Origin of the sequence: Pseudoalteromonas sp. RB2-MNA-CIBAN-0110, from assembly GCF_040309305.1 — a bacterium.
GTDB classification, from domain to species: Bacteria; Pseudomonadota; Gammaproteobacteria; order Enterobacterales; family Alteromonadaceae; genus Pseudoalteromonas; species Pseudoalteromonas arctica.
Map to the genome: position 1 here is coordinate 38,121 of NZ_JBEOOQ010000021.1, position 23,715 is coordinate 61,835.

Sequence of the window (23,715 nt, forward strand, 5' to 3'; positions counted from 1 at the left end):
TGCCTTAGGCTTGCATCTTTAACAGCCTTGGGTATATTGGCGCTCTTACGGTTTTATTAAGAGCGCGACATGAAAGTCCTCCACACCTCAGATTGGCACCTTGGCCAACAATTTTACGAACACGATCGCCGTGTTGAACATCAAGCTTTTTTTACATGGTTATTAGCCACTCTTGTTGAACAACAAATAGACTTACTTTTAGTTGCGGGCGATATTTATCATACAGCGACACCAAGTGCTAGCGCCGAAAATCAGCTTTATCAATTTATTAAAGACGCCAAAAAAGCATGCCCACTATTACACGTAGTGATTATTGCGGGTAACCACGACTCTGCAAATCGTATTTTGGCAGCTCAGCCATTACTTGCACAGTTTGATACTCACGTAGTAGGGCGCTTTGATGTCGCAACACCCGATGAAACTGTTATTACCATAAATACCAATGGTAAACGCGCTGTAATCGTCGCTATGCCATTTTTACGCGCAAGTGATGTAAGTTTACTTAGCCAAACCGAAAGTGGCCCTAGTTATGCTCAAGGTGTTTCAAAAGCTTACGAGCTTGCACTAAAGCAAGCTCTTAATGAGAATGAGCAAAACTCACCATTAATAGTTATGGGGCATTTACACGCAAAAGGCGGGGATATCTCAAGTGATTCTGAGCGTAACTTAGTAATAGGTGGTGAAGAGTCTATTTCTGCTAATGTATTTGGTAAACAAGCCAACTACGTCGCTCTTGGGCACTTACACAAAGCGCAACAAGTCGCTAAAAGTGATGTTATTCGATACAGCGGCACACCTATCCCTATGTCGTTTTCAGAACGTAACTACACGCACCAAGTAAATGTTGTTGAGTTTATTATTGATGAAAAACAACATATTAGTACAACTGTAAACCCCCTTTACATTCCGCGCTCTGCCGATGTAATTATTTTACCAAAAGGGGAGTGTGTACCATTAAGCGAACTATGCGAGCAAATTAAAGCGCTCGACACCGCACAAAATATAATAGCGCCTTATTTACGTGTAAAGCTTAAATCAAGCGATACCGACACCACCTTCAGAGAACAAATAGAACAAGCACTTGAAGGCAAGCATATTAAATTTTGTGGTATTGAACGTGTACGTGAGCAATCAGCGCAAAATGACGACAACACCGTATTTGAAGATTTAAGCGAAGTTGAAATGCTCAACCCACTAAACCTATTAGAACAAGCGTTCGCAAACGATAAAGACATGGCAGGGCAAAGCGTACCCGATGAGCTAAAAGCACTTTTAAGTGACGTGATAAACGAGCTTACGGAGCAAGAGCAACTATGAAAATAACCGCAGTTCGTATTCATAATTTAGCCTCAATAGTTGACGCTGAAATAGATTTTACTAAAGCCCCATTAAAAGATGCAGGATTGTTTGCCATCACAGGCGATACTGGCGCTGGTAAAAGTACCTTTTTAGATGCCATTTGTTTAGCCCTTTATACAAAAACAGCGAGGCTGCGCGGTGATAAAGGTAACTTAATTGAGTTTAACGGCGACAGCATTAAGCTTAATGATGCGCGAAACTTGCTACGCAGAGGTACATGGGAAGGCTACGCCGAGGTTGACTTTTTAGGGCAAGATAAACAGCTTTACCGTGCGCGCTATACAATTGCACGCACCCATAAAAAAGTAACAGGCAAACTTAAAGTAGCAGAGCACACATTAATTACCCTGCCAGACGAAATTTTAATAGCTGACAAAAGCCACACAATAAAAGAAGTTGAGAGTAAAATAGGGCTTAATTTTGAGCAATTCTCCCGTGCCGTACTTTTAGCACAACATGAGTTTGCTGCGTTTTTAAAAGCCACTGGCGATGAGCGAGCGCAACTTTTAGAGTGCTTAACAGGTACCGATAAATTTAGCCGTATTGGCGTGCGTATTTTTGAACGTCATAAAGAGCAAGTAGCAAAGCTTGAAGCGCTTAAAGCTGGTCTTGAAAGCTATACTTTGTTAACCCCAGAAGAACTTGAGCTACAACAAACCAAGTTAACCGATTTAAAAGCGCAAACCGAACACACTAAAAAAGAGCTATCCAAAACCGAAAAAGCACTTAACTGGTATCAGCAAGCTACAGTACTTGAGCAAAACTTACTGCAAGCACAGCAAACCCAGCAACAAGCAAGCTCAGCGCTTGAAAGTATCGTTGAGCAAAGCGAGCAGGCAAAACAAGCTAAACAAGCGCTTGAAATAAAAGATAACCGCAGCCGTTTTAATTTGTTAACCGATCAAAATACGGCGCAAAACCAGCAAATTTCATCGCTTAAAAGTGTTGATCATTTAGCGGTAATTAACGAGCGTAATACCGCGCTAGCTAAGCATACCGAGCTGCTTAATAACGCCAATGAGCAAAAGCAAAATGCAGCGCCCGTTATAGCCAAAGCGCGAGAGCTCGACAGTAACATTGCCTTGCAAACTCAAGCTGTAAAAGGTACTGAGTTGCAAATAACCAAAGAGCAATCTCAGTTTGATGAGCTCAAACAGCAGCTTAAACAAAGCAATAATGAGCTTGATCTCGCTAATACCGACTCAGCTAAAAGCCAGCAATGGCTTAATGAGCATGCACAGCTGCATGTTTTAGCAAAAGATTGGAGCTACTATCAGCAAAGTTTTAATACCTACTTAAATGCACAGCAGCAATTAACCGCAAACCTCACGCAAAGCCAAACTCTTAATAGCGATCTTGCAAGTCAGACTGAGCGTTTAAATACACAAAATAATAAAGTGCAGCAGTGCGAGGCGTTACTTACGAGCGAGCAGTCTGCTTTGCAGGCATTAAATACTCAGCTTAATGAATTTAATGCAGAGCACTGCGACGCGCAGCTAAAAAGTATTGATTACTTAAAAGAGCAGCGCGAGCGCTATAAGCAATTTAACGTAGAACTAAAACAAAGCACTCAACGCCAACAAGTACTTAATCAGCAGTTAAATGAAAGCCAGCAAGCCCATGTTTTACTTAATCAGCATTTAATAACCAGCGAGCAAGCGCTTAAAGGCAAAGAGTACGCACTTAACCAAGCGCGCTTAAGAGCCAGCGAAAACGTAGAGCATTTACGCACTGAGCTTCGCCCTAATGAGCCTTGTTTAGTGTGCGGCGCAACTGAGCACCCGTATGCGGTAAATCAAAATCAGCAATTAAATAACTTAATTACTGATTTTGAAAATGCTTTTAATATAGCTAAAAAGCAATTTGACCATGCACAAAGCGAGCTGCATAAGCACCAAACTCAACATGCCGTATTAACTGCTGAACACGGACAACTTGAGCAAATAATACAAACAGCAAAAGCCAAACAGCTCGACATTAAAAATACCATGCAAGGCGCACGCACAGAGCTTAACGACTTAACGCCTGATCAGCTTGAAGTAACTTATAAGCAGTTAACGGAGCAAAAAGCGCAATACTTTGAGCAGCAAAAACGTCAACGTACACTGCAAACTAAAGTAAATGAGCTACTTGCAGCACTTAAAGCAGAGCAGCAAGTACAGCAGCAACTTAGTAATAAACACCTTGAGCTTACACATCAGCAAAACCAAATAACGAGTAAGCATAGCGAACTAAGTGCGCAAATTAACGAGCTCGGTACAACGCTCAATAGCCAATTTGAAAATAGTGATTTTTGGCAGCAACTACAAGCCAATACGCTTGAGCTTACCCAGTTGCACGAGCAAGTTACGCAGTATCAGCAAACTCAAACGCAACTTGAGCAAAGCCAAAAACGTCAAGACACAGCTAATGAACAAATAAAGCAGCTCACACCGCTTATAAGTAACAACGAGCAGTCGTTAAAAGCACTTAATGAAGAGCTTGTAGAAGCTAAAAATTTACTAAGCACTGTACAAAGTGAGCGCTTAGCTTTATTTAATAACGAGCAAATAAGTGCAGACGACTACCAAGCAAAACTTACAAGTGCGCAAGAGCAACTGCAATCGCAGGTTCAAGCGAGTCAAAAAGCATATGACGACGCTATAAAACAACGAGATGAGCACGCCATAACGCTTAAAAATGTAGAGCAACGCTTACTTGAAAACAGCCAAGAGCTAGCAACGCTTGAGGCACGTTATAACCAGTGGTTTACTGACTTTAAAGCGCAATATAGCAATGCAACGCACGAACAGGTCAAAATTTTACTAACGCTTAGTAGCGAGACTATTAAAGCGCATTTAACTCAGCACGAGCAGTTAACTCAAGCCCTAACAGATGCAAACGCCGCATTAAAACAGCAGCAACTTACGCTTGAAAAACACAACAGTGGCGATAAACCAACGCAAAGTGCAGAGGCTTTAAGTACGCAACTAAGCAGCTTAAACGAGCAACAAACGCAGCTGCAAAATTCATTACTAGCAACTAATACCGCTATTGAGCAACATAACCAAAATGCGAAAGCGCTTGAAGGCAAACAAGCTGAGTTAACAACGCTTAAAACCCAGGTTGAACAATGGCACTTGCTTAATAAAGTATTGGGTGATGCAACGGGTAAAACCATGCGTAACTTAGCGCAAACACAAACGTTAAAAATATTACTGCACTATGCCAACAGCCATTTAAAAACACTCAACAAACGCTACGAATTAACCGCCATAGCGCAAACACTCGACATTGCAATTATCGACCGCGACATGGCCGACGAGCAACGCTCTGTTAATACACTCTCAGGCGGTGAGTCATTTTTAGTATCGCTAGCGCTTGCACTTGGTTTAGCATCGCTTTCGTCAAACAAAGTACAAATCAATTCTTTGTTTATTGACGAAGGGTTTGGTACGTTAGACAGCGAAACCCTAAGCATTGCAATGGACGCTTTGGATTCTTTGCAAGCACAAGGCAGAAAAGTAGGCGTTATATCGCACGTAACACAAATGAGCGAGCGTGTAGCCACTCAAGTGCATGTAGCCAAAAAGCCAGGTGGATATTCCACAGTTGAAGTTTTATAAGCAACATTACTGAAAACAAGGAGATACAATGCCAACGTTTACAGGCGAGCAAGCAACACAATACGATAGCCGTATAACCCGTTTAGTTCCTGGTTATGAATTATTACATCAGCTCACTAACGCGCAGCTAAAAGCAACGCTAAGCGATAATGCGCATATTTTAGTAGTAGGGGCAGGCACAGGCAAAGAAGTGCTTGCACTGGCTGCACTAAACCCTACATGGCAATTTACCGCGCAAGATACATCAGCCGATATGCTTGCTATCGCGAAGCAGCAATTTGATGAGCAAGGCATAGCAAGCCGCGTTAATATTCATAGTGGACCTGTTAATAAATTGTCGGTTAAAGCCGATGCCGTTTTATGTTTATTGGTAATGCATTTTGTACAAGATAACGGCGATAAAAAAGAGTTACTAAAAGCGATTAAAGGAAGCCTTAAAAAAGACGCCAACCTTTATATTGCAGATTTAATGCGCCCTGAAACTTCATTTGAGCGCGAAGCCCAGCTTACAACGTGCGCGCAATTGGGTTTAACCGAAACAGGTAAAACACAAACAGGGCACGACTTAGAAAATGAGTTTTACCCGCTTGATAGAATGCGCTTTAGCGAACTGCTAAATGAGTGCAAATTTGGCATTCCGAAGCTGTATTTTAAAGCTCTAGGTTTTAGCGGATATGTAGTTTAAGTTTTACAAGCTAAACAAGCACCCGCTATTTAGCACCGATAAAAACACCGAGTGAACAAACTCGGTGTTTTTATACGTAGGTCGGTTAAGCGAAGCGCCACCCGACGATCTAATATCCACATCACTCAAATCGTTGCTGTGCCAGCAACCTAACCAATCTCTCCAAGCGCTTTCATTGCAGCTTGTGCTTTATCTGTTTGTACAAAAATATGGTCGTGATAAAACGCAGCTACCACATTAGCGCTAATGCCATGCTCAGTCAGCTTTGCAGAGACTGCAGCAGTTAGCCCAACGGCCTCTAAACTTGAATGTACATTAAGAGTAATTAAATTATATTTACCCTCGTAAGTAATACCTGCTTTATCGGCGGTTTCAGCTTTTAAAATAAGGGTTAGCCCTTCCTCTTCAACATAAGTGGCAAGTGGCTCTAAATGAACATAATCGGCAAGTGAGCCTGCTAAGCAACAAAAAATATACTCGCCTTGCTTAAGCGCTGGCTGCATTGATTTTAATAATTCGTTTAACTCTAAAATTCCGGCCATGGTCGTTCCCTACAATGTGTTATTTAGTGATTTTTAGCTGCGCGACTAGTTCGCTTAATCTCGCAATTTTTATATTACTTAACTGTCTATAATCAAAATACGGGCACACAATAATGTTGTTACTGGTATCGATTGCAAACTCGTCGTCAAGCCAATCAAACTGCGCATGTAACTTACCTTGTTGTAATAAGTTTTTAGCGTGCGTACGACCGGCAATTATGTGTAACTGGTTTTTATTGCTAGTAGCTTTATTTGCGCACGTAATAGTAGTGTTAGGCGCGCTAAATAGCAGGGCAGTTTTACTGTTTTTTTGCAGTAAATACTCATCGCGATATTGTTGCCAAGTAGGGGCTTGTTTAGCAAATGAATAATGCTCACTTGGCAGGGAAAATAGCACTTTGGCGTAAACGTTAAATACCTTACGCCAACCATTACCACAGTGCTGGTTTATGGTATTTATTTGCTCATTTATAACCGGTTCTAGGCATTCGAGTATTTCAAAAAACGGCATTGGCGGCGCTTTTGCTACGTATACCGCCACGCTAAATTGCGTATCACCTAAGCCAACTAATTGGGTATTCAAGTTAGTTAGCCTTGTTTTGCGCTAAAATACGGTCGAGGTTATTTGCAAAGTTTTGGCGATCGGTTTGGCTAAGTGGCGGTGGCCCACCACTCATTTCTACGCCACTTGAGCGCATGGTATCCATAAAGTCGCGCACGTTAAGTATTGAGCGGATATTCTCGGTGGTATAAAGCTCGCCACGCGGGTTGAGTGCTTGCCCGCCGTTATCAATTACTTCACTTGCTAGCGGAATATCGCCAGTAATAACTAAATCGCCTTTTTCAATACGTTTTACTATTTCGTCGTCGGCTACATCAAACCCCGACGATACTTGTACGCGGCTTATGTATTTTGACGGCGGGATACGCATTGCGTGATTAGCCACTAAAATAGTCTCGATTTTCATACGCTCTGCAGCTCTAAAAAGTATTTCTTTTATAACAACAGGACACGCGTCTGCATCTACCCAAATTTTCATGCTATGGTCATTTTTATTGCTTTAGAATTAATATGATCCTATAGCAATTTTTTTTAATCGGCTAGCAAACTTTATACTCATCTATATTTAGATAATACGTACTATTTATGTAATTTAAAAAGGAGCTTACATGAAGGCTATTAAATACGGTTTACTTATTACAGGGCTATTTTTTCTTAGTGCTTGCACCAGCCCTCCTGAGGGAATAACACCCGTTAAAAACTTTGATATACAAAAATATAAAGGCAAATGGTTTGAAATAGCGCGGCTCAATCACTCATTCGAAGAAGGTATGGAGCAAGTTACCGCTACTTATTCAATTAACGACGACGGCACAGTAAAGGTCCTTAACAAAGGGTATTTAACGGATGATAAAAAATGGGATGACGCCGAAGGCTTGGCCAAGTTTGTTGAGGGCACCGACACAGGGCATTTTAAAGTCTCGTTTTTTGGTCCATTTTATGGCGCTTACGTGATTTTTGAACTTGACCAACCCGATTATCAATATGCATTTATAACCAGTTACAACAAAGATTACTTGTGGTTTTTATCGCGTACACCAACGGTTAGCAAAGAGCTTAAAGAACACTTTTTAACTAAAGCTAAAGAGTTGGGCTTTGCTACCGATGAAATAATTTGGGTTGAGCAATAAACAATGTAAAGCCCCTTTACAGTAGTAATAAAAGAGTCACCTAACTGTAAAGTAACTTAAATATATTATGGTTATATTGTGTGTACTTGCCGTGAGACAGTAAGTATTGGAAACACTGAATATCCCCTATTGTTGGCAAGCTATATAGCTTGCCATTTTTTTTGCCTAATCTATGGGAAAGTAACGGATCACGTTTTTACTAACTAAGTCCAGTTTAATGCTAAAAACAACCCACTTAGTACAACTAACACGCTATTTAAAACACTAAACCACTTTACGTAGCCTACTAAAAAATTATAAAAAACCATTATAATTAAGACACTTAGGCTCATAAAACCGCAAAATAGTAATGTTCCATATCCACCTTGAGTAACTATACAAAGCACCAAGCTTAGTAAAATACTGATCCAAGCTGCTAATAGCAGCTTTTTACGTTGGGATTCTGTAGGGCGTTTTTTAAATACATCTTTAAAATGATTATACTTAGCCAGCGCAAAACAGTTAAAACTGAGCAGGCATAGGCTGAACCCAAGTAAATCAATCATGGTTTTTGCCTTTTAAGGTTATTAGATTGACTAGGGCTGATTATTTTTGAGTTGTTTTTAGCAGTACGTAATTTTTCGGTTTGTATAAAAAATAATATACTAAATAACAAAAACAGTGCATCAAAAGTAAATAAAGCCCACTGTTTGTGCATCAAATAGCTAACTATATTACCGTTAGTTGTAAGTGCATTAATAACCGGTACGCTTAAACATGCAACAGCATTTATAGCTGCCATAACTCGCCATTGCAGTGTGTCGCGCTTTATAAGTGCTAAAAGAGCAACTGCTAGCCATGTTAAAAAGAACGCGAGTATTTCTTTATCGGCGCGCTCTGCGGTAGTTGGGCTAAGTAGTCTGTTAGCAATAAAAAATGCACACGTTGCCAGTGGAAGTCCCATAATAGTGGCTAGGTTTAACCCTTCAACTAGTTTTAAACCAAACGAAGGTTTAACGTTATTTTTAGTTCGCTCGCGAATTCGCTTAGCCCACATAATACAGCCAGAGCCAATCATTACACAGCCTGCAATACCGCCTAATACGTATAACCAGCGCAACAACCACGTAGCTAAACGCCCCGTATGCATTGAATTAAGCGACTCGTAAAGCGCTTTGCTGCTAGTTAGTTCGTCATCAGTTTTAGCGACCATTTGCCCTGTAGCACCACTAAATATTAAGCGTGGTGCTTGGTCACGTAGTGCTTTACCTGCGCTTACCAATACGGTAATTGTTGAAGCAGCCATATTTGGTTGGTTAACTTGTACGCGAGTAATATCTGCATGAGGCCACTTAGTATAAACCTGATCCAAAATGCTTTGAATCGGCACCATTGATGATTCGCCTTCGGCTTTATCGGTCATGGTGTTGCGAGGGGTTACATCGTTAAAAAAGCCACGCATGCCGTTATCGTAAGACGTTTGCGCAGGGTAGGGAAACAACATAAATATGAGCGTAATCATGCCCGTGTAAGTAATCATTAAATGAAAAGGCAGGGCAAGCACAGAGCTTAAATTGTGGGCATCTAACCACGTACGGCTACCTTTATTACGTCTAAAACTAAACATATCTTTAAAAATACGCTTATGAATAACGACACCTGAAATAATAGCAATCAGCATAAACAAGCTAGCAAAACATACAATCCAGCGTGCTGTTATTGCATCCATATAGTGTAGGTCAAAATGCAAACGATAAAAAAAGTTACCGCCTTTAGTATCTACAAAGGGCTCAAGCTCTTGCATGGTATTAGGATTTAGCTGTGTGTTTTGAAACTGACTGCGGCGCTGGCCAGGTTCTTTTGGCTTTGCATAACCATAAATTAAATAGGGAGTACGCGGCTCAGGCAGAGTAATACGCCAGTTTGGTGAGCTAGCACCATGGCTAGCTAGGTAATCGAACCCTGTAATTATTTGCTGCTTTTGCGCTTCTATACGCTGTGTTTGGGCTTGTACATTATGTATGGCAGGTTGATTCCATAGCGTTATTTCGTCTCTAAAAAAGCTAAGTGTTCCTGCAAAAAATATTAAATATAATAACCAACAAACGAGTAACCCTACCCAAGTGTGTAACCAAGTCATCGATCTAAAAAAGCTGTCTTTCATACCCAACCCTTTAGTAATACAAGCAATCCGATAAACGCACCTGTACTTAGTAAAATACTGATCCAAACTTTTCTTAATGATTTAACGCTAAAGGCATAAATAAATACTACGGCATAAATTAAAATGCTGATTGAAACACTAAACAGTACAGCGTCTTGCTTAGCTATTGGCAATACAAAACTTAATAACGCAGTACTTGCAGAGGTAAAGGCATAGCCACCAATTATGGCAATAAAAAAACGTAAAAATACCAAAACTCGATAACTGCTTACGCTTTTTACTATAAGCGCAATTACGTTAACCTTATCGAATGGCGCACTGTGCAAAGGTGCCTGCATAGTTAATTAATCCCTTTATTTAAAGCTGAGGATAAAACAAAGGCGCTATTATATATGTTACAAATACAAAAGATAGCTATTCTCATTTACGGCGACTAACTTTTAATAAATTATCCTTCTTACTTAACCTGAACCTTGGTTAACAGGTTTTATACGTATTGAATTATGGTGATATTTAAATTTATTTTCTCTAGCGCTGAAAATAGCTGCTCGAGATAGATTTATTATCCAAAGTTCAGGTTACTTAGTAAAATACTGATCTGTTATCGTTTAATGATATTGCACAGGCTGCATGTAAAGCTTAAGGTTAATAAACTGAGTAAAAATAAAGAGTGAAATAACGATGAGCGATCACGAAAAACTAAATTACGTAGAGTTTCCTGCATGCGACTTACCCGCAACTAAGGCCTTTTTTAGTCATGTATTTAATTGGCAGTTTACTGACTACGGCCCAGAATACACGGCGTTTAGTGGGCAGGGGTTAGATGGTGGGATTTTTCAGGCTCCATTAAAATCACTAACTCAGCATGGGGCAGCATTACTTATTTTTTATAGCGACGACATACACGCAACCTATAAAAAAGTAGAGACATTTGGCGGAGTAATATTAAAACCTATTTTTGAGTTTCCTGGCGGTTGTCGGTTTCACTTTACAGAACCAAGTGGTAACGAATTTGCGGTATGGGCGAAAGAACACTAGGCACTATAAGGGCTGTAGGGTATTGAGGCTTAAAGATCAGGATTTTACTAACTAATCGCCGTTTTAGATAAAATAAACCGATTTTTTACCAACTCATTTATCCTAAATGGCCATTTAGGATGAAAATTAAGCATTTAAGGCCAAATAAACATGAATAGTCACCAATTAATAGACCAAGTTAGTAAATGCGTGATCTGTGATCCTCATTTACCTTTAGGGGCTCGACCTGTAATACAATTTAACCCAAACGCACGTATTTTAATCGCGGGCCAAGCACCGGGTATAAAAGTTCACGAAACAGGCGTGCCGTTTAACGATGCAAGCGGAAACCGCCTACGAGAATGGCTTGGGCTAACAAGGGATGAATTTTACGATGCTAATAATATAGCAATTTTACCTATGGGCTTTTGCTACCCGGGTAGGGGTAAGTCGGGTGATTTACCACCGAGAAAAGAATGTGCCCCAGCATGGCGCGAGCAATTATTGGCTGCACTACCAAATATTGAGCTGACAATAGTATTAGGTAAATACGCGCAGGCGTATCATTTACCGGAGACTAAAAAAATGCCACTTACGGAGTTAGTAAAATCGTGGCGTGAGTATTGGCCAAATTATTTAGTGCTTCCACACCCCAGTCCGCGTAATAATATATGGCTTAAAAAGAATCCATGGTTTGAGCAAGATGTACTTCCAGAACTGGGTAAACGCATTGCGACTATTTTAAATAAGTAATACTTCTAGCATTAGGATTTATTGTAAAGGGGCGTTACAGTTAACTTAAAAATTAACACTCCAATTAAAAACAATAACAAACGAGGCTGTCTAATTTGAATGCATCTATATTAACTGAAGTAATACTTCCGCTCGCCCTTGCACTTATTATGTTTGGTATGGGTCTTGGGCTCACAACAAACGATTTTACTCGTCTATTTAAAAGCCCGCTCGCCATTGTTATGGGTTTAATAGGCCAACTTGTAGCAATGCCTTTATTAGCATTAGGGCTGTGTTATTTACTTAACCTACCAACGCCTATCGCTATTGGTTTAATGATATTAGCTGCCTGCCCAGGCGGTACTATGTCAAATGTAGTAAGCCAGCTTGCTAAAGCTAATTTAGCGCTTTCGGTAAGTTTAACCGCTGCCTCTACCGCAATTAGTATAATAACCACACCGTTTATTATTGGCTTTGCTATGAGTCAGTTTGCCCCAGCAGACGATGCTACTTTTTCTATTTTAACTACTTCATTAGGGCTATTTTTTATTACCTTAGTGCCAGTTGCTATAGGCATTTGGTTACGTCACTTTAAAAGTGATTTTGCCATTAAAGCAGAGCCGTTTTTTAGACGCTTCTCGTTGTTTTTTATGCTTATGATGATTGCAGCACTAGTAATAAAAGAGCGCGATTTATTAGTTAGCTCATTTAACGATGTATTTTGGGCGTGCATAGCACTTAATATTGGTTCAATGGTTGTTGGTTGGTTTATTGCTAAGTGTTCAAAATTAAATTTAACTGATTCGCTGACGCTTTCAATTGAGGTTGGAATTCAAAATGCATCGTTAGCTATTTTAATTGCTATTAGCTTTTTGAATAAACCAGAATATGCGGTTACCGGTGGCGTGTATGGCCTTGCTATGTTTATAGGGCCACTGCTATTAATTGGCGGGTTAAAGCTTAAAAATAAACGTACCGCTAGGGCTGTTAACTAGGACTTTTAATTAGGGCATGTTGACCAAGTTACTTTAATTTAAGGCTGCGGATAACGTAGCCGTAAACTCCAGTCTAAAAATACCACCTGTTAAATGTATGCTCTGCACCCATCGCGTCAACAAGTTGTAGGCTTACAAAAGACTCTTAAGCTTGAATATTGCACTAGGCGCTGAGCTTGTTTGCGCGAGGAGTGAAGCTTCTAATTACTAAGGCGCATTTTAGGATGGGATAAGAGTGTAAGTAATATGGGGTAAAAAAGCAGTTAATTATTTGGTTACTAAAACTGCGCCTCAAATATGAGGCGCTACTTTAAAACTTACTACTTGGTTTGCATGTTTTTAGCGCGTTCTTCTGCATCTATTAATGCTTGTGATTTAGGGGCGCGTTTTTTCTCTTCTATTTTGGGCTTTTCAGCCGAGTCAGGATCCCAGCTTGAGTCTAACGATAAGTTAGCAAATGGATTGTTACTGTCCGCTTTTTTAGGCTCAATTACTGGCTCATTAACTAGCGGTGTTGTTTGTGCTTGCTCAGGTATCGCGTCTTCTTTTTTAGGCATCGGCTTTTCACCAGGTAATGGTGCATCTGGGTTAAATGTACGCACCTCTGGTTCTTTAAAGTCTTGCTCGGTTGTATACGTAGTCGATTGAGCGTCAGATATTTGCTCTGGAGCGTGTAAATCTATAACCGGCTCACTCGCTGTTACTGGCTCAGGAGTAGTAATAACCGGCTCTACAGTGTTATGTTCGGCTTCTATTGGCGCAGATTCCGTTACTTGCGCTGTATAGTGCTTACGTTGTTTTTTTACTGGCTTTGCATCTGGGTCAAAGTCGCGTACCTCTGGCTCATTAAAGCTGCTGGCATTTTTAATGCGCTCTAAGGTTGTTTTGGCGGCGGCTTCAAACTCGGCGGTATTAGGCTCAGGTTTTTGTTTTACTTCGTTAAACGTAGCGGTACTTGTTTGCTCTAAAGTATCTGCTGGCTCTATTTGTGCAGGCTCAATTTCGCTTGTTTTCGATGGAGTAACTACGTTGTTTTGCTCATCTGAGATCTGCGTTGTTGTATGTTCAATATCAGTATTTTGCGCTGTTTTAGTAGGTTCCACTGACTCTTCATTTGTCGCTACGCTGCTCTCAACTGCTTTATTATTTTGAGTTGCTTCGTTAATGACGACAGGCTCAATCTTTGGCTCTTTTGTTGTTTGTGCAGGCTTTGTTGTTTTAGTTTCAGGCTTAGCTGGTGTAGCAATTTTTTCTGATTTAACTTCAGGTGGAGCCGCTATAGTCGGTTCTGCCATCGCTTTACTTTGTTTTGCACGGCGCAGGCGCACGACTACCATAGCGCCAATAAGTACCACTATAACAAGTATTAAAGTGGGTAAAAGTAGCGAGCTTGGGCTTTGTGCTACAGGTTGCGGCGCAATTACTGGCGCTGGTTTAGTTAACACCGGTGCTGGTTTTACAAGTACAGGATTTTCAGGCGTAGGTTGAACGTTTTGCTCTGGCGTTGCCGGTTTTACTTGCTCTATCACAGCTTCGTTTTTTTGCTCTGTAACTACTTGCTCGGGTGCTGCTTTTGTTGGCTCTGCATCAATTACTATTTCGTTACTGTTGGTATTTAGCTGATCGTTTATTTGTTGTTTTTGATCATTAGTTAAATTAAGGGTTTGCTCGTTGATGCTTTCTTTAACAGCTTCTTCAGTAGGTTTAATTACAGGGGCAGGTTCAACAATTTTAGGTTGTGGCTGAGTAATAATAGTCGGCTCAGGCTCTATTATTTGGGGCTTAGGTTGTGCTTGAATTTCTTTTGGCTTATTACAGTTATTTTTGTAATCACGCGCAGCTTTACGATATTTTTGACTCGCTTTATTATTACTATTTTGCTGCATTTCTTGTTTAATTAAAATGCACATAGCTTCGTTGTATGCAGCACTTTGCGCACTATAAAATAAGGCAAAGCAAAGGGTAAATCTAATTAGTTTTGATATCATGAAGTTATGCGCGCTTAAATATTAATAGTTTGATTTTAAGCGCAAAATTAAAAATTATCCAGAGTAATACAACTAATCAATAACCATAAGGCTACGATATTCATCGTAAGCAAACTGGTCGGTCATACCGCTTATATAATCTTGGATCAATCTACAACGATAATAAAACTCGTATGCCGCAAAGTGATCGGGCTCTTCTTGCATCGCATCTATTGCGTGTTGGTAACTATTTAAGTGCTTTTTAGAGAGCTTTTTAACAAGTCGCGACTCTATTAATAAACGTGAATCGCCATTGAGTGCACGCTTAAAGTCATCGCTGTTTAATTGAAGTAGCGGTTTGTAGCAATCGAGCAAACCATTAATTATGCGATACCCTTGTAGCTCTAACTTTTCGACTTCTTTGTTTGAAAATACATGCTCAAGCGCTACCTGCTTTAGTGTTTTAGTTACTGCATGTAGATGGCTTCTATCTTCTAAAAGCGCTTGGTTAAAATCGCCATGGTAAATAGGTTCTATATTTTCGATAAAGCGTTTTGCGGCGTGATTTACTAGCGGATGTAGCAATGCAACCCGCAGGTATATAAAAAATTCACTATTAAAATTATAGGGTTGTGCTTTGGCACGCTCTAGTGCGTAGTCTACGGCTTTGTCTACAAAATTTTGATGTTGAGCGTCGTCGATTAACAGATTTATTAATACTTTTTTATAACTACTTTTAAGCTTTTCGCACAGCAACTCAGTGCTTATTATGTCTTTTTCTACGGCGTCTTCTATGTCGGCTAAGCAATACGAAATGTCGTCGGCGGCTTCCATTATGTAACTTGCAGGATGGCGGCAGTAAGGCTCAATAGTGAGCTCTTTTTGTAGCGCTTCAACAAAGTTTTTTTCGCTGTAGTAGTAACCTACTTTTTTCATTAAATAGTTTTTATTTTGCGGAATGTCTTTTACATCAAGCCCAGCAGGGCGAGTGTATTTTAAAATACCAGCACTTTGGCTGTAGGTTAAATTAAGCGTTTGCAAAGAATGAATTATACGTATGCCTTGGGCGTTGCCCTCAAAGTTACAAATATCAAGCGCAAGGTGTTTAAAAACAACACCTATACCGGTGTTTGGTTCTTTACAGCGCTCGGGTGTTACGCTTGCTAGGTTGTTATTAAACCAGTGGTTAATAGCCGCTTCGCCAAAATGCCCAAACGGTGGGTTGCCTATGTCGTGCATTAGGCAGGCCATTTCTACTAAGCTTTCTAGCGGGCGCTCTAGCTCGGTTAAGCCGTAATCTTTTTGTTGCTCGTAGCTTAAATTAGCAAAAATACGTTGCACTATAAAACGACCAACTTGTTGAACTTCAAGCGAATGGGTAAGGCGAGATCGTACAGCTGCGTTGCGCTCAAGCGGAAACACTTGTGTTTTTTGCTGTAAACGACGAATAGCTGCGCTATTTATTATTCGACCACGATCGCTTTCTAGCGCCATTTGTAAGTTAGAGGTTGTGCGGTACATTCGTGCTGGCGTTATTTTTTTACTAAAATCTATGGTCATCTTTATACTAGTCCTTTTTTACAATTGATGACTGGCATAGTTTTCAGCACATAGTCATTTGTCTTTAATATACAGGGTTTAATCTATCAGTTTGTATCATAAAGTAACAACTTGCTTTAAAATAATTTTCTGAGTAATTGTTGTGCATTTATAGGTGTTTATAATGAAACAGTGGATTTTAAAGGCAGTATCAATTTGCCTAATGTTAGGCATGAACAGTGCGTTTGCTGCAAAAGAGCAAACTGTGGTGCTTGTATCAATTGATGGCCTGCGTTGGGATTATATTGAAAAACACGGCGCGCCAAATTTAAAAGCAATGGCCGAGCGCGGTGTTCGCGCACAAAAACTAATACCCGTTTATCCGACTAAAACGTTTCCTAACCATATTTCTATTATTACGGGCTTACTGCCAGTAAACCATGGCATTGTTGATAATAGCTTTTGTGATAAAGCGCGTAAAAACGACTGTTACAGCATGGGCAAAGCATTGGGCGATAGCACATGGGTAAAAGGTATTCCGCTTTGGAATTTAGCAAAAATGCAGGGGCTTAAATCGGCTACTTATTTTTGGCCTGAGTCAGATGCATTATTTAACGGCATGACACCAGATTACTTTTATCACTATTCTAAATACAGCGATTACCAAAGCCGTGTTGATCAAATTATTCAGTGGTTAAGTTTACCAAAAGCACAGCGCCCACGATTTATTGCGAGTTACTTTTCGCTAGTTGATAGCATGGGCCATGAATTTGGACCAGACGCACCACAAACGCGTGATGCGGTTAAACAACTTGATGAATTAATGGGGCAATTACAAACGCGCTTAAGTAAATTAGAGCAAGAGGTAAACTTAGTTATTGTGTCGGATCACGGTATGACGAGTATAGATCCAGATAAAAGCATTGATGTAACCACACTGCCTCAAGATGAAAACTTTTTAGTTAAAAATACGGGCCCACGTTTACTTATTTATACCCAACCTGATGCTAAAAACGCTGATATTGTAGGTTATAAAGCACGTTTACGAGATGCGTCAAACGGTCGTTATACTGTATTAACTGACGAGCAATTAGCAACGTATCATTACAATAAAGGCACTCGCGTAGGCGATATTGTAGTGCAAACTACAGCGCCAGCGGTATTTACCAATGGTAAAAAACCAACCTATTTAGGGACTCACGGTTATGCATATACCGAGGATATGGCAGCATCATTTATTGCTGTAGGCCCCGCATTTAAACAAGGTATAAGCCTTAAAGAAGTAAATAACCTTGATATTTACCCAGTACTTGCAAAAGTGATGGGACTTAAATTGTTAAACAAAGTAGATGGCAATGGTAAAACATTAATGCCAGCAATTAAGCAAAAAATCGTTGTGCATTAGCTTAATCTAAAAGATCGCGTAAGCGCTCTGCAGGGAAGAACATGTTAAAATTTTAAAGTGGGCTATTTAGCCCACTTTTTTATTGGACAGCTTATTTAAAGTTAGCAATACTTGTTTTTGTAGCAGTAACCGTGCGAATTGCATACGCTTGGTTTGTAATACCAAATGCAATACCGTTTACGCTCCAGCCAGGGTTAGAGAAGTAATCGTACTGAGTTGCGCTACCGTAAACGTGCGGGTAAGCCATTATACTTGCAAACTCGTTTTGTACGCCGTGACCCATGCCATCTACATATACACCGCCAGACGTATCACCTTGTTTGCGTGAATGCGCTAAACCTTGGTTATGACCAAGTTCGTGTACAAATGTAGTTGCACCACAATCAATTGCAGTGATTGAGTACATACGGCTGCTCATTGAGCTGTATAGATTGCCATTAGTGCCTTGGCCAACCCATGCTAAACCACATGAAATAAGCCCATTGCCAGCACTTTGACCAGTACCTAATACGGCAATCATGTCGGCTTTCCAATCGCTGCGTAAACCATCTACGTAGCTGCTATTTGTAACCGAATCTAACCAATCCTCAGACGGTGTTACTGCGTAGTCACCTAAGTTTTGTTTGCCAGCTAAGCGTAGTGTTATATCAACGCCATTTTGGCTATATACCTGATTACTAAAAGCAATTAGTTGATTTATTTTAGTGTCAATATTGCTAGTTGCAGCAGCTGATTGGTCGGTATATAAAATACCGATATCGATTGTTTCTGCTTGTGCAACACTTGCTGCACATAATGCCGCAGCCAGTGCGGTTGTTGTGATTACTTTTTTCATTATTGTATTTCCTTACTCTTGTTGTGGTTGGAACTTGTTTTTAACTTGGTTGAGCTCATAAAAAGCAGACACACTAAAGCTGCCTTATAGTGCGGCTTTAGTTGTTTTTTTATATTTTGATTATTGGTTAGCCATCAATTTTTGGTGCAAATATATCGATGCTTTTATCTGATTTGGGTTTTGGTGCGGTTACATCATGCTCTATGTGGCTTTTATATAAATCGCGTTTTGCTGCAATCCATCCGTACTTACCTTTACTTTCGAATACATAGTTGCCAGAAGGCGCAGTAAATTGACCATATACGGCATCTTTACCTACCGTTAAAACGGTATTATGCATGCGACCGTCAACACCCACTATTTTGCCAAATATGCTCTTATCGCCATTTTCAGACTCAACCACATTAGTCACTTCTGCGGTGAACGTTTCGGCTGTTTGCGGAATAGCTAAATCAAAATTTTCGCCAGTTTCTAAAGCCTGTAAAGAATTTAAATCAAACTCAATGTAGGCTTCGTTATGTAAGTCGGTAGGTAAAACTTTTGCGTTTATGAGCACTTGCTTTGCTTTGTCGGATAGGCGATTTACGGCATCAAATTCTTCAAACGGTAAATTGTTGTCAGGGGCAACAATGGGTTTAACGGTAATTGGATCTTTACTCATATCAATAGGTGCAGGGGGATGTGTATTGCGCGTTTTTTGTAAATCAATAGGAACAAAATCAATAGCAACAGGCGCGATAGGTTCGCCCGTTTCATCTGCATTAAAAAATAGCCCATAAACTGCAAATGCCGATAATGGTATAGCAATTAGTAAGACGACAGATCTCTTCATTTGTTTCTCTTTTAGTGTTTTTGGTTAACTGTTTGTTACGTTTTATATTATTAAATGGATTAGATCAAGATAATAAATGTAACCGAAAAGAATTAATTCTAAATTTCATAATTCCTTATAAAATATAAGGATATTTATTTTTGGTATGTTTTTCACTCTTTTTAGTATTGGTTTTTTGTAGGGTTTATGCGGCCTTTGGCGCGTTTGTGGGTACTTGTTTGTTTAGTTAAATACAATGGTTAAAAGTGACTTTTTGACGTTAATTACAATGAAAAATAAAAAGTGAATTTTTTTCACTCTTTGTAAACTAATCGCTAATTGCAATGCATTTATCGGGCACGTATGTTGTGTGCTGCATAAATGGCATTACGAGGGATTTATGAAGGTGTCTGATCAGTTGCTTAACCGAATTACAGCAGGACTTGTGGCTGTAATTATTGGTTTTTCGAGTTCTATTGCATTGATTTATCAGGTGGTGATAACCCTTGGAGGCACGCCCGATTTAGTAGCTAGTTGGATTTTAATGCTTGGTTTAGTGATGGGCACAACGTCAATAGGTTTGTCGTACTATTACAAAGTGCCTGTTTTAATTGCGTGGTCTACCACGGGGGCTGCATTACTGATTTCAAGTGCACAAGGGTATAACTTAAACGAGGCTATTGGCGCGTTTATGCTCAGTGCATTGCTCGTTTTTTTGTCGGGGGTGACGGGCTGGTTTGAAAAAATAATGAACCGTATTCCAAGTGAGCTTGCGTGCGCCATGTTGGCCGGCGTACTTGTTACCTTTGGTATTGATGTTTTTAATTTTATGAACGACATGCCTTTAGTGATTGGCTTAATGGTTGTTATGTACTTTATTGGTAAACGCTTTTTTGCCCGCTTTGCTATGTTAAGTGTGCTTATTATAGGTGTACTACTCGCTTGGCAAATGGGCCATATTGATACCAGCGCACTGCACTGGAAAATGAGCGAATTTGCTTATATTGAACCCGTTTTTCACTTGCAAGCATGCATTAGCATAGGTTTACCACTTTATATAGTTACCATGACCTCGCAAAATTTACCGGGTATTGCTGTTTTAAAAGCGCACAAATATAAAGCGCCTATATCTGCGTCTCTTAATGTGACTGGTTTTGTAAATATGCTTACCGCCCCGTTTGGAGCTTATTCTATTAATTTAGCCGCTATTACTGCTGCTATTTGTATGAGTGATGAAGCGGATGAAAATCATGACAAACGTTATTGGGCAAGTATTGCCGGTGGCGCATTTTATATTTTAATGGCGCTGTGCGCGGCTACATTAGTCGGGTTGGTGGCAAGTTTACCGCAGGCACTTATTTTAGCTTTGGCGGGCATTGCGCTATTTGGCACAATTGCTAATAGTTTGCAGCAAGCCCTTAGTAGCACTAAATATACGGAGGCCGCAATTGTTACTTTTTTAGTAACAGCATCTAACTTAACATTGCTTTCAGTAGGGTCTGCCTTTTGGGGGATTATAGCAGGTGTGCTTACGCTCCTTATCACCCAAAAAGACTAGAAGCTTTATTGTGTACAAAGAGCCGCTGGTGAGTATTTAAAACAAAATTATAGTTTATTTATATCATTAAAATAGCTTAACTAAGCTTATAAAAAAGGCTGCAATTGCAGCCTTTAGTTTTATAAAACAAGATTTACCTAATCAAAAGTATGATGGCGAGTTACACTAAACCGATTAAGTATATGGTGCATAATATACACAACGCACAAACTTAATATTATAGCCACCGATACCGAGCTAAACCGGTACATTGCGCTATAAACAAGATCTTGGCCTGGTCCGAGTGAGTTCCCAAATAAAATACCAAACGTAGTCAACACACCAAAACCAATACCAGGTATGCCTCCGCCTAAAATATGAAAACGCGCAAAAAGAAACGAAAGTATCCATAAAATAGCCATCGGAAAAAGTAAAAAATCAGAGTGACTATACAAAAATAGTTGCGATAGTAACGCTGCATTACACCCTATAAGCGTTCCAATTGCTCGCTGCCAACCAGCCATACCTGCGGCTTTCCAGCACAATGAAAACAAAATAAGCACAGAAGCTGCCTGCGCAGATATTGAGTCTTGTAAATCAAGAACCTGAAAAACAACAAAAGAGAGCGTAGCCACGGTTGAGCATAACAATACCTCATGGCGAATACTTTCTTTTGCTTTAGCTGGCATTACTCGCCCGGGTCTTGCGGTTACATCAGGAAATAGGCCATGCATTAATGCTCCAATAACAACGGTTAAAAATATAGCCAAACCATTAGTTAAAATTAACGGATAAATACTACTTCCTTCATCAACATAGCTCGAAAAATGTAGCTGAATAGAAAGGCTTATCACGCCTAAAGCGCCAAATAAAAAGGCACTACCGCTACTCATTTGGTAAAATAAAAAGCAAAAAACACCAAACACTAATAATGTCATAACGACTGGTAAGTGAGAAAACAATCCCTGCATTATCAGCACTATAAGCGCGCTAAATGCAGCAGATGCTATAAATTGATTTATGAGCCCACGACTTAACGTAGGTACCATGCCCAATATCAACATAGGATAAACGGTAAAAAATATACCATTAGGCCAGTTCATTAATTTACTAATAGTAAAGCCAAGGGTGCATCCACCTGCAATGCGAAGTGCTTGGCGAAGGCCATTAGAGTCTAATTGTGGGCCTTGGCTAACAATTTGAGTCATAAAGCCTCCATTAATAAATGTAGTGTAACCAGCTAATAAATCTAATTTGTGCAGAGCCAAACCATTGCCCAATTGTCGATTCGGGTAATAATTGTACTGTTGCACGTGACCCGCTTGGCATGTTCGCTATTAAGTCTTGATGATTTACGAGCTTTAAATGAATACGTTGACGCTGTGCATCGCGTACCCAACGATTGCTGGTTTCTGTTGTACTTAGTAAACCATTTGCACTAAGTTGACCGTTGCTAACACCTGCTTCAAATGTTTCTAGTATTGCGTCGTAAACTTCACCTGGGCGGCTATCAAATACTACGCGCGCTTGAGTGCCTTGCTTCATATTTGAGAGTGACTTTTCTCTAAAGTCGGCAACTAAGTCGGCTTTTTTAGCGACAATAGCTAATAATGGGCTACCTGCAACTGCGTATGCGCCGTCTAATAATTGTAAGTTAGCAACTACGCCGTCACTTAGTGCACGTACTTGCGTGTAGGATAAATTTAACTCAGCCTGCGCTAACTGGTTAGCAGCATGACGCATAGCTAAGTTTTTATTACCTGAGTCACCTCTAGCTAAAACCGCTTCAGCTAACTGGGCTTCTAGGGCCGCAACATTTGCTTTACTGGCCTCAAAGTTAGCACGAATGCTTTCAAGCTCTTGCTCCGATATAGACTTTTGAGTATAGAGTTTTTCGCCTCTGCTTTTTAATAGCTTTTGCTCATGCTGCTTAGCATTTGCAGCACTAATTTGTGCTTCAAGGGCTTTAACATTGGTATCAAGACGCTTATTTTGTAATTTGGCATCATCAAGCGCGAGTTGAGCTTGCTCTTTGGCTAAATTATATGGGCCTTCATCGATACTAAATAATATATCGCCCGCTTTAACTGATTGGTTATTATTAACTTGCACACTAGTGACTCGGCCACTAATTTGCGGTGATATTTGCACAACAGGGTGGTATACACGTGCCTGTGGTGTCACAGGCAAAACCATATCGGCCACTAAATAGTAAATAAATACTAAGATAAACCCTATGAGAGAAAACCTTACATAGCGTGCAAACTTTTGATCCGGTGTCATTTTTAGCCTTACTTATTAACTTGAATACATTTAAGGGCGTTTTGCTCTATTTTGATCAAACCAAATGCAATGGCATCTAGCTGCTCAACAGATAAACCGCTGTATAACTGATTTTTTATATCGGAAATGGTCTCTTGCAATGAATGTAAAATGGCATCACTTTGCTCAGTAAAATAGAGTCTTTTACTGCGCTTATCATGTTTGTCTACACGGCGAACGATTAACGATTGCTCCTCTAATTGCTTAAGCGTGCGAGTCAGTGAAGGCATTTCTATCCCTAAGCTATTAGCAAGTTCAAGTTGTGTTAGTCCCTCACCACGCATATTTATATGCATTAGTGCAGTCCAGCGCGACTGAGTAAGTCCCAAAGGCTCAACAGCAATGGTTACTGCTTCGCGGCATAAGCGATGAACTCGGCCCATATTACCGATAACTGTTAAATCGAGCGTCTCGTGAAAAGGTTTTTGTGTAGGCATAGCCATCCCAACATAGTTAGCAAGCTAACTATTTTATCATTACTTAGCAAGCTAAGTAAATATGTGTAAGTGCGGGAAGTGGCAAAATATTT

Annotated in this window: 22 protein-coding genes; 9 read left to right on the forward strand and 13 right to left on the reverse strand. The window is 40.0% G+C overall.

The features are described from left to right. Nucleotides 1-69: 69 nt before the first annotated feature. The 3 genes from AAEY68_RS11655 to AAEY68_RS11665 are packed head-to-tail and all read left to right on the forward strand — an operon-like array spanning nucleotide 70 to nucleotide 5,649. Entirely contained in the window at nucleotides 70-1,317 is a 1,248-nt protein-coding gene (locus tag AAEY68_RS11655; RefSeq protein ID WP_024592704.1) for an exonuclease SbcCD subunit D C-terminal domain-containing protein, read from the forward strand. Then, nucleotides 1,314-4,964 (forward strand): AAA family ATPase, encoded by a 3,651-nt coding sequence (locus tag AAEY68_RS11660; protein WP_024592703.1) that lies wholly within the window; start codon nucleotides 1,314-1,316, stop codon nucleotides 4,962-4,964. Before AAEY68_RS11655 ends, AAEY68_RS11660 begins: the two co-directional genes overlap by 4 nt. Nucleotides 4,965-4,992: 28 nt before the next feature. Further along, nucleotides 4,993-5,649: a class I SAM-dependent methyltransferase gene (locus tag AAEY68_RS11665; protein WP_024592702.1), complete on the forward strand. Its 657-nt coding sequence runs from the start codon at nucleotides 4,993-4,995 to the stop codon at nucleotides 5,647-5,649. A gap of 149 nt (nucleotides 5,650-5,798) precedes the next feature. Here the strand turns inward: AAEY68_RS11665 and AAEY68_RS11670 are convergent, their stop codons facing one another. From AAEY68_RS11670 to AAEY68_RS11680, 3 genes are read right to left on the reverse strand one after another with little or no spacing between them, the layout of a single operon-like run. Next, on the reverse strand, nucleotides 5,799-6,191 hold the full coding sequence (locus AAEY68_RS11670; RefSeq protein ID WP_024592701.1) for an ACT domain-containing protein: 393 nt from the start codon (nucleotides 6,189-6,191) through the stop codon (nucleotides 5,799-5,801). Nucleotides 6,192-6,210: 19 nt separating this feature from the next. Continuing rightward, nucleotides 6,211-6,774 carry a DUF6942 family protein gene (locus tag AAEY68_RS11675; protein WP_024592700.1) on the reverse strand — a complete coding sequence of 188 codons (564 nt, stop codon included), beginning with the start codon at nucleotides 6,772-6,774 and terminating at the stop codon, nucleotides 6,211-6,213. A 1-nt stretch (nucleotide 6,775) separates the two neighbouring features. Then, nucleotides 6,776-7,231 (reverse strand): YaiI/YqxD family protein, encoded by a 456-nt coding sequence (locus AAEY68_RS11680; RefSeq protein ID WP_007376692.1) that lies wholly within the window; start codon nucleotides 7,229-7,231, stop codon nucleotides 6,776-6,778. A 130-nt stretch (nucleotides 7,232-7,361) separates the two neighbouring features. Between AAEY68_RS11680 and AAEY68_RS11685 the strand changes: the two genes are divergently transcribed. After that, entirely contained in the window at nucleotides 7,362-7,883 is a 522-nt protein-coding gene (locus tag AAEY68_RS11685; protein ID WP_007376693.1) for a lipocalin family protein, read from the forward strand. Between the two features lie 203 nt (nucleotides 7,884-8,086). Here AAEY68_RS11685 and AAEY68_RS11690 read toward each other — a convergent pair whose 3' ends face one another. From AAEY68_RS11690 to AAEY68_RS11700, 3 genes are read right to left on the reverse strand one after another with little or no spacing between them, the layout of a single operon-like run. Beyond that, nucleotides 8,087-8,428 (reverse strand): DUF3325 domain-containing protein, encoded by a 342-nt coding sequence (locus tag AAEY68_RS11690; protein ID WP_024592414.1) that lies wholly within the window; start codon nucleotides 8,426-8,428, stop codon nucleotides 8,087-8,089. Further along, nucleotides 8,425-10,026: a PepSY-associated TM helix domain-containing protein gene (locus tag AAEY68_RS11695; RefSeq protein WP_024592415.1), complete on the reverse strand. Its 1,602-nt coding sequence runs from the start codon at nucleotides 10,024-10,026 to the stop codon at nucleotides 8,425-8,427. The genes AAEY68_RS11690 and AAEY68_RS11695 overlap by 4 nt, the downstream gene beginning before the upstream one ends. Then, nucleotides 10,023-10,364, reverse strand: a complete 342-nt coding sequence (locus AAEY68_RS11700; RefSeq protein ID WP_007583591.1) for a hypothetical protein — start codon at nucleotides 10,362-10,364, stop codon at nucleotides 10,023-10,025. Before AAEY68_RS11700 ends, AAEY68_RS11695 begins: the two co-directional genes overlap by 4 nt. Nucleotides 10,365-10,707: 343 nt before the next feature. Here AAEY68_RS11700 and AAEY68_RS11705 point away from each other — a divergent pair, with 343 nt between their 5' ends. The 3 genes from AAEY68_RS11705 (at nucleotide 10,708) to AAEY68_RS11715 (ending at nucleotide 12,770) form a co-directional block, all read left to right on the forward strand. Next, nucleotides 10,708-11,064: a VOC family protein gene (locus tag AAEY68_RS11705; RefSeq protein WP_024592416.1), complete on the forward strand. Its 357-nt coding sequence runs from the start codon at nucleotides 10,708-10,710 to the stop codon at nucleotides 11,062-11,064. A 150-nt stretch (nucleotides 11,065-11,214) separates the two neighbouring features. Continuing rightward, nucleotides 11,215-11,796, forward strand: coding sequence for a uracil-DNA glycosylase family protein (locus tag AAEY68_RS11710; protein WP_024591552.1), 582 nt, complete (start codon nucleotides 11,215-11,217; stop codon nucleotides 11,794-11,796). Between the two features lie 95 nt (nucleotides 11,797-11,891). Continuing rightward, nucleotides 11,892-12,770: a bile acid:sodium symporter family protein gene (locus tag AAEY68_RS11715; protein WP_024592417.1), complete on the forward strand. Its 879-nt coding sequence runs from the start codon at nucleotides 11,892-11,894 to the stop codon at nucleotides 12,768-12,770. A 320-nt stretch (nucleotides 12,771-13,090) separates the two neighbouring features. On the opposite strand, the gene AAEY68_RS11720 is transcribed toward AAEY68_RS11715, so the two are convergent. Together AAEY68_RS11720 and dgt are read right to left on the reverse strand one after the other, a co-directional pair. Beyond that, a complete protein-coding gene (locus tag AAEY68_RS11720) occupies nucleotides 13,091-14,758 on the reverse strand; it encodes a hypothetical protein (protein ID WP_024592418.1) in 1,668 nt (555 codons plus the stop codon). Nucleotides 14,759-14,830: 72 nt separating this feature from the next. Beyond that, nucleotides 14,831-16,297 (reverse strand): dGTPase, encoded by a 1,467-nt coding sequence (dgt, locus tag AAEY68_RS11725; protein ID WP_350585964.1) that lies wholly within the window; start codon nucleotides 16,295-16,297, stop codon nucleotides 14,831-14,833. A 163-nt stretch (nucleotides 16,298-16,460) separates the two neighbouring features. On the opposite strand from dgt, the gene AAEY68_RS11730 reads away from it, so the two are divergent. Continuing rightward, complete coding sequence (locus AAEY68_RS11730) at nucleotides 16,461-17,681, forward strand: alkaline phosphatase family protein (protein WP_024592419.1); 1,221 nt, start codon at nucleotides 16,461-16,463, stop codon at nucleotides 17,679-17,681. A 91-nt stretch (nucleotides 17,682-17,772) separates the two neighbouring features. Here the strand turns inward: AAEY68_RS11730 and AAEY68_RS11735 are convergent, their stop codons facing one another. Both AAEY68_RS11735 and AAEY68_RS11740 read right to left on the reverse strand, forming a co-directional pair. Then, entirely contained in the window at nucleotides 17,773-18,516 is a 744-nt protein-coding gene (locus tag AAEY68_RS11735; protein ID WP_024592420.1) for a zinc-dependent metalloprotease family protein, read from the reverse strand. 127 nt (nucleotides 18,517-18,643) lie between these two features. Then, on the reverse strand, nucleotides 18,644-19,348 hold the full coding sequence (locus AAEY68_RS11740; protein ID WP_007583574.1) for a protease inhibitor BamI-like protein: 705 nt from the start codon (nucleotides 19,346-19,348) through the stop codon (nucleotides 18,644-18,646). 379 nt (nucleotides 19,349-19,727) lie between these two features. Between AAEY68_RS11740 and AAEY68_RS11745 the strand changes: the two genes are divergently transcribed. Beyond that, nucleotides 19,728-20,885 (forward strand): benzoate/H(+) symporter BenE family transporter, encoded by a 1,158-nt coding sequence (locus tag AAEY68_RS11745; RefSeq protein ID WP_024592421.1) that lies wholly within the window; start codon nucleotides 19,728-19,730, stop codon nucleotides 20,883-20,885. 137 nt (nucleotides 20,886-21,022) lie between these two features. On the opposite strand, the gene AAEY68_RS11750 is transcribed toward AAEY68_RS11745, so the two are convergent. Genes AAEY68_RS11750 through AAEY68_RS11760 form a run of 3 tightly spaced genes read right to left on the reverse strand, consistent with a single transcriptional unit; the run spans nucleotide 21,023 to nucleotide 23,623 of the window. Further along, on the reverse strand, nucleotides 21,023-22,072 hold the full coding sequence (locus AAEY68_RS11750; RefSeq protein WP_007583570.1) for a DUF2955 domain-containing protein: 1,050 nt from the start codon (nucleotides 22,070-22,072) through the stop codon (nucleotides 21,023-21,025). A gap of 10 nt (nucleotides 22,073-22,082) precedes the next feature. Then, nucleotides 22,083-23,147 (reverse strand): HlyD family secretion protein, encoded by a 1,065-nt coding sequence (locus AAEY68_RS11755; RefSeq protein ID WP_024591513.1) that lies wholly within the window; start codon nucleotides 23,145-23,147, stop codon nucleotides 22,083-22,085. 8 nt (nucleotides 23,148-23,155) lie between these two features. Continuing rightward, the gene (locus AAEY68_RS11760; RefSeq protein ID WP_007583567.1) at nucleotides 23,156-23,623 is read right to left on the reverse strand and encodes a MarR family transcriptional regulator; all 468 of its coding nucleotides are present in this window, start codon (nucleotides 23,621-23,623) and stop codon (nucleotides 23,156-23,158) included. Nucleotides 23,624-23,715: the final 92 nt, after the last annotated feature.

Excerpts from the sequence above, each read along its gene's own strand:
- AAEY68_RS11695 (WP_024592415.1), bottom strand. The coding sequence starts at position 10,026 with ATGAAAGACAGCTTTTTTAGATCGATGACTTGGTTACACACTTGGGTA.
- AAEY68_RS11705 (WP_024592416.1), top strand. The coding sequence starts at position 10,708 with ATGAGCGATCACGAAAAACTAAATTACGTAGAGTTTCCTGCATGCGAC.
- AAEY68_RS11690 (WP_024592414.1), bottom strand. The coding sequence starts at position 8,428 with ATGATTGATTTACTTGGGTTCAGCCTATGCCTGCTCAGTTTTAACTGT.
- AAEY68_RS11720 (WP_024592418.1), bottom strand. The coding sequence starts at position 14,758 with ATGATATCAAAACTAATTAGATTTACCCTTTGCTTTGCCTTATTTTAT.
- AAEY68_RS11730 (WP_024592419.1), top strand. The coding sequence starts at position 16,461 with ATGAAACAGTGGATTTTAAAGGCAGTATCAATTTGCCTAATGTTAGGC.
- AAEY68_RS11740 (WP_007583574.1), bottom strand. The coding sequence starts at position 19,348 with ATGAAGAGATCTGTCGTCTTACTAATTGCTATACCATTATCGGCATTT.
- dgt (WP_350585964.1), bottom strand. The coding sequence starts at position 16,297 with ATGACCATAGATTTTAGTAAAAAAATAACGCCAGCACGAATGTACCGC.
- AAEY68_RS11755 (WP_024591513.1), bottom strand. The coding sequence starts at position 23,147 with ATGACACCGGATCAAAAGTTTGCACGCTATGTAAGGTTTTCTCTCATA.
- AAEY68_RS11710 (WP_024591552.1), top strand. The coding sequence starts at position 11,215 with ATGAATAGTCACCAATTAATAGACCAAGTTAGTAAATGCGTGATCTGT.
- AAEY68_RS11750 (WP_007583570.1), bottom strand. The coding sequence starts at position 22,072 with ATGACTCAAATTGTTAGCCAAGGCCCACAATTAGACTCTAATGGCCTT.
- AAEY68_RS11655 (WP_024592704.1), top strand. The coding sequence starts at position 70 with ATGAAAGTCCTCCACACCTCAGATTGGCACCTTGGCCAACAATTTTAC.
- AAEY68_RS11685 (WP_007376693.1), top strand. The coding sequence starts at position 7,362 with ATGAAGGCTATTAAATACGGTTTACTTATTACAGGGCTATTTTTTCTT.
- AAEY68_RS11665 (WP_024592702.1), top strand. The coding sequence starts at position 4,993 with ATGCCAACGTTTACAGGCGAGCAAGCAACACAATACGATAGCCGTATA.
- AAEY68_RS11760 (WP_007583567.1), bottom strand. The coding sequence starts at position 23,623 with ATGCCTACACAAAAACCTTTTCACGAGACGCTCGATTTAACAGTTATC.
- AAEY68_RS11735 (WP_024592420.1), bottom strand. The coding sequence starts at position 18,516 with ATGAAAAAAGTAATCACAACAACCGCACTGGCTGCGGCATTATGTGCA.
- AAEY68_RS11660 (WP_024592703.1), top strand. The coding sequence starts at position 1,314 with ATGAAAATAACCGCAGTTCGTATTCATAATTTAGCCTCAATAGTTGAC.
- AAEY68_RS11670 (WP_024592701.1), bottom strand. The coding sequence starts at position 6,191 with ATGGCCGGAATTTTAGAGTTAAACGAATTATTAAAATCAATGCAGCCA.
- AAEY68_RS11680 (WP_007376692.1), bottom strand. The coding sequence starts at position 7,231 with ATGAAAATTTGGGTAGATGCAGACGCGTGTCCTGTTGTTATAAAAGAA.
- AAEY68_RS11700 (WP_007583591.1), bottom strand. The coding sequence starts at position 10,364 with ATGCAGGCACCTTTGCACAGTGCGCCATTCGATAAGGTTAACGTAATT.
- AAEY68_RS11745 (WP_024592421.1), top strand. The coding sequence starts at position 19,728 with ATGAAGGTGTCTGATCAGTTGCTTAACCGAATTACAGCAGGACTTGTG.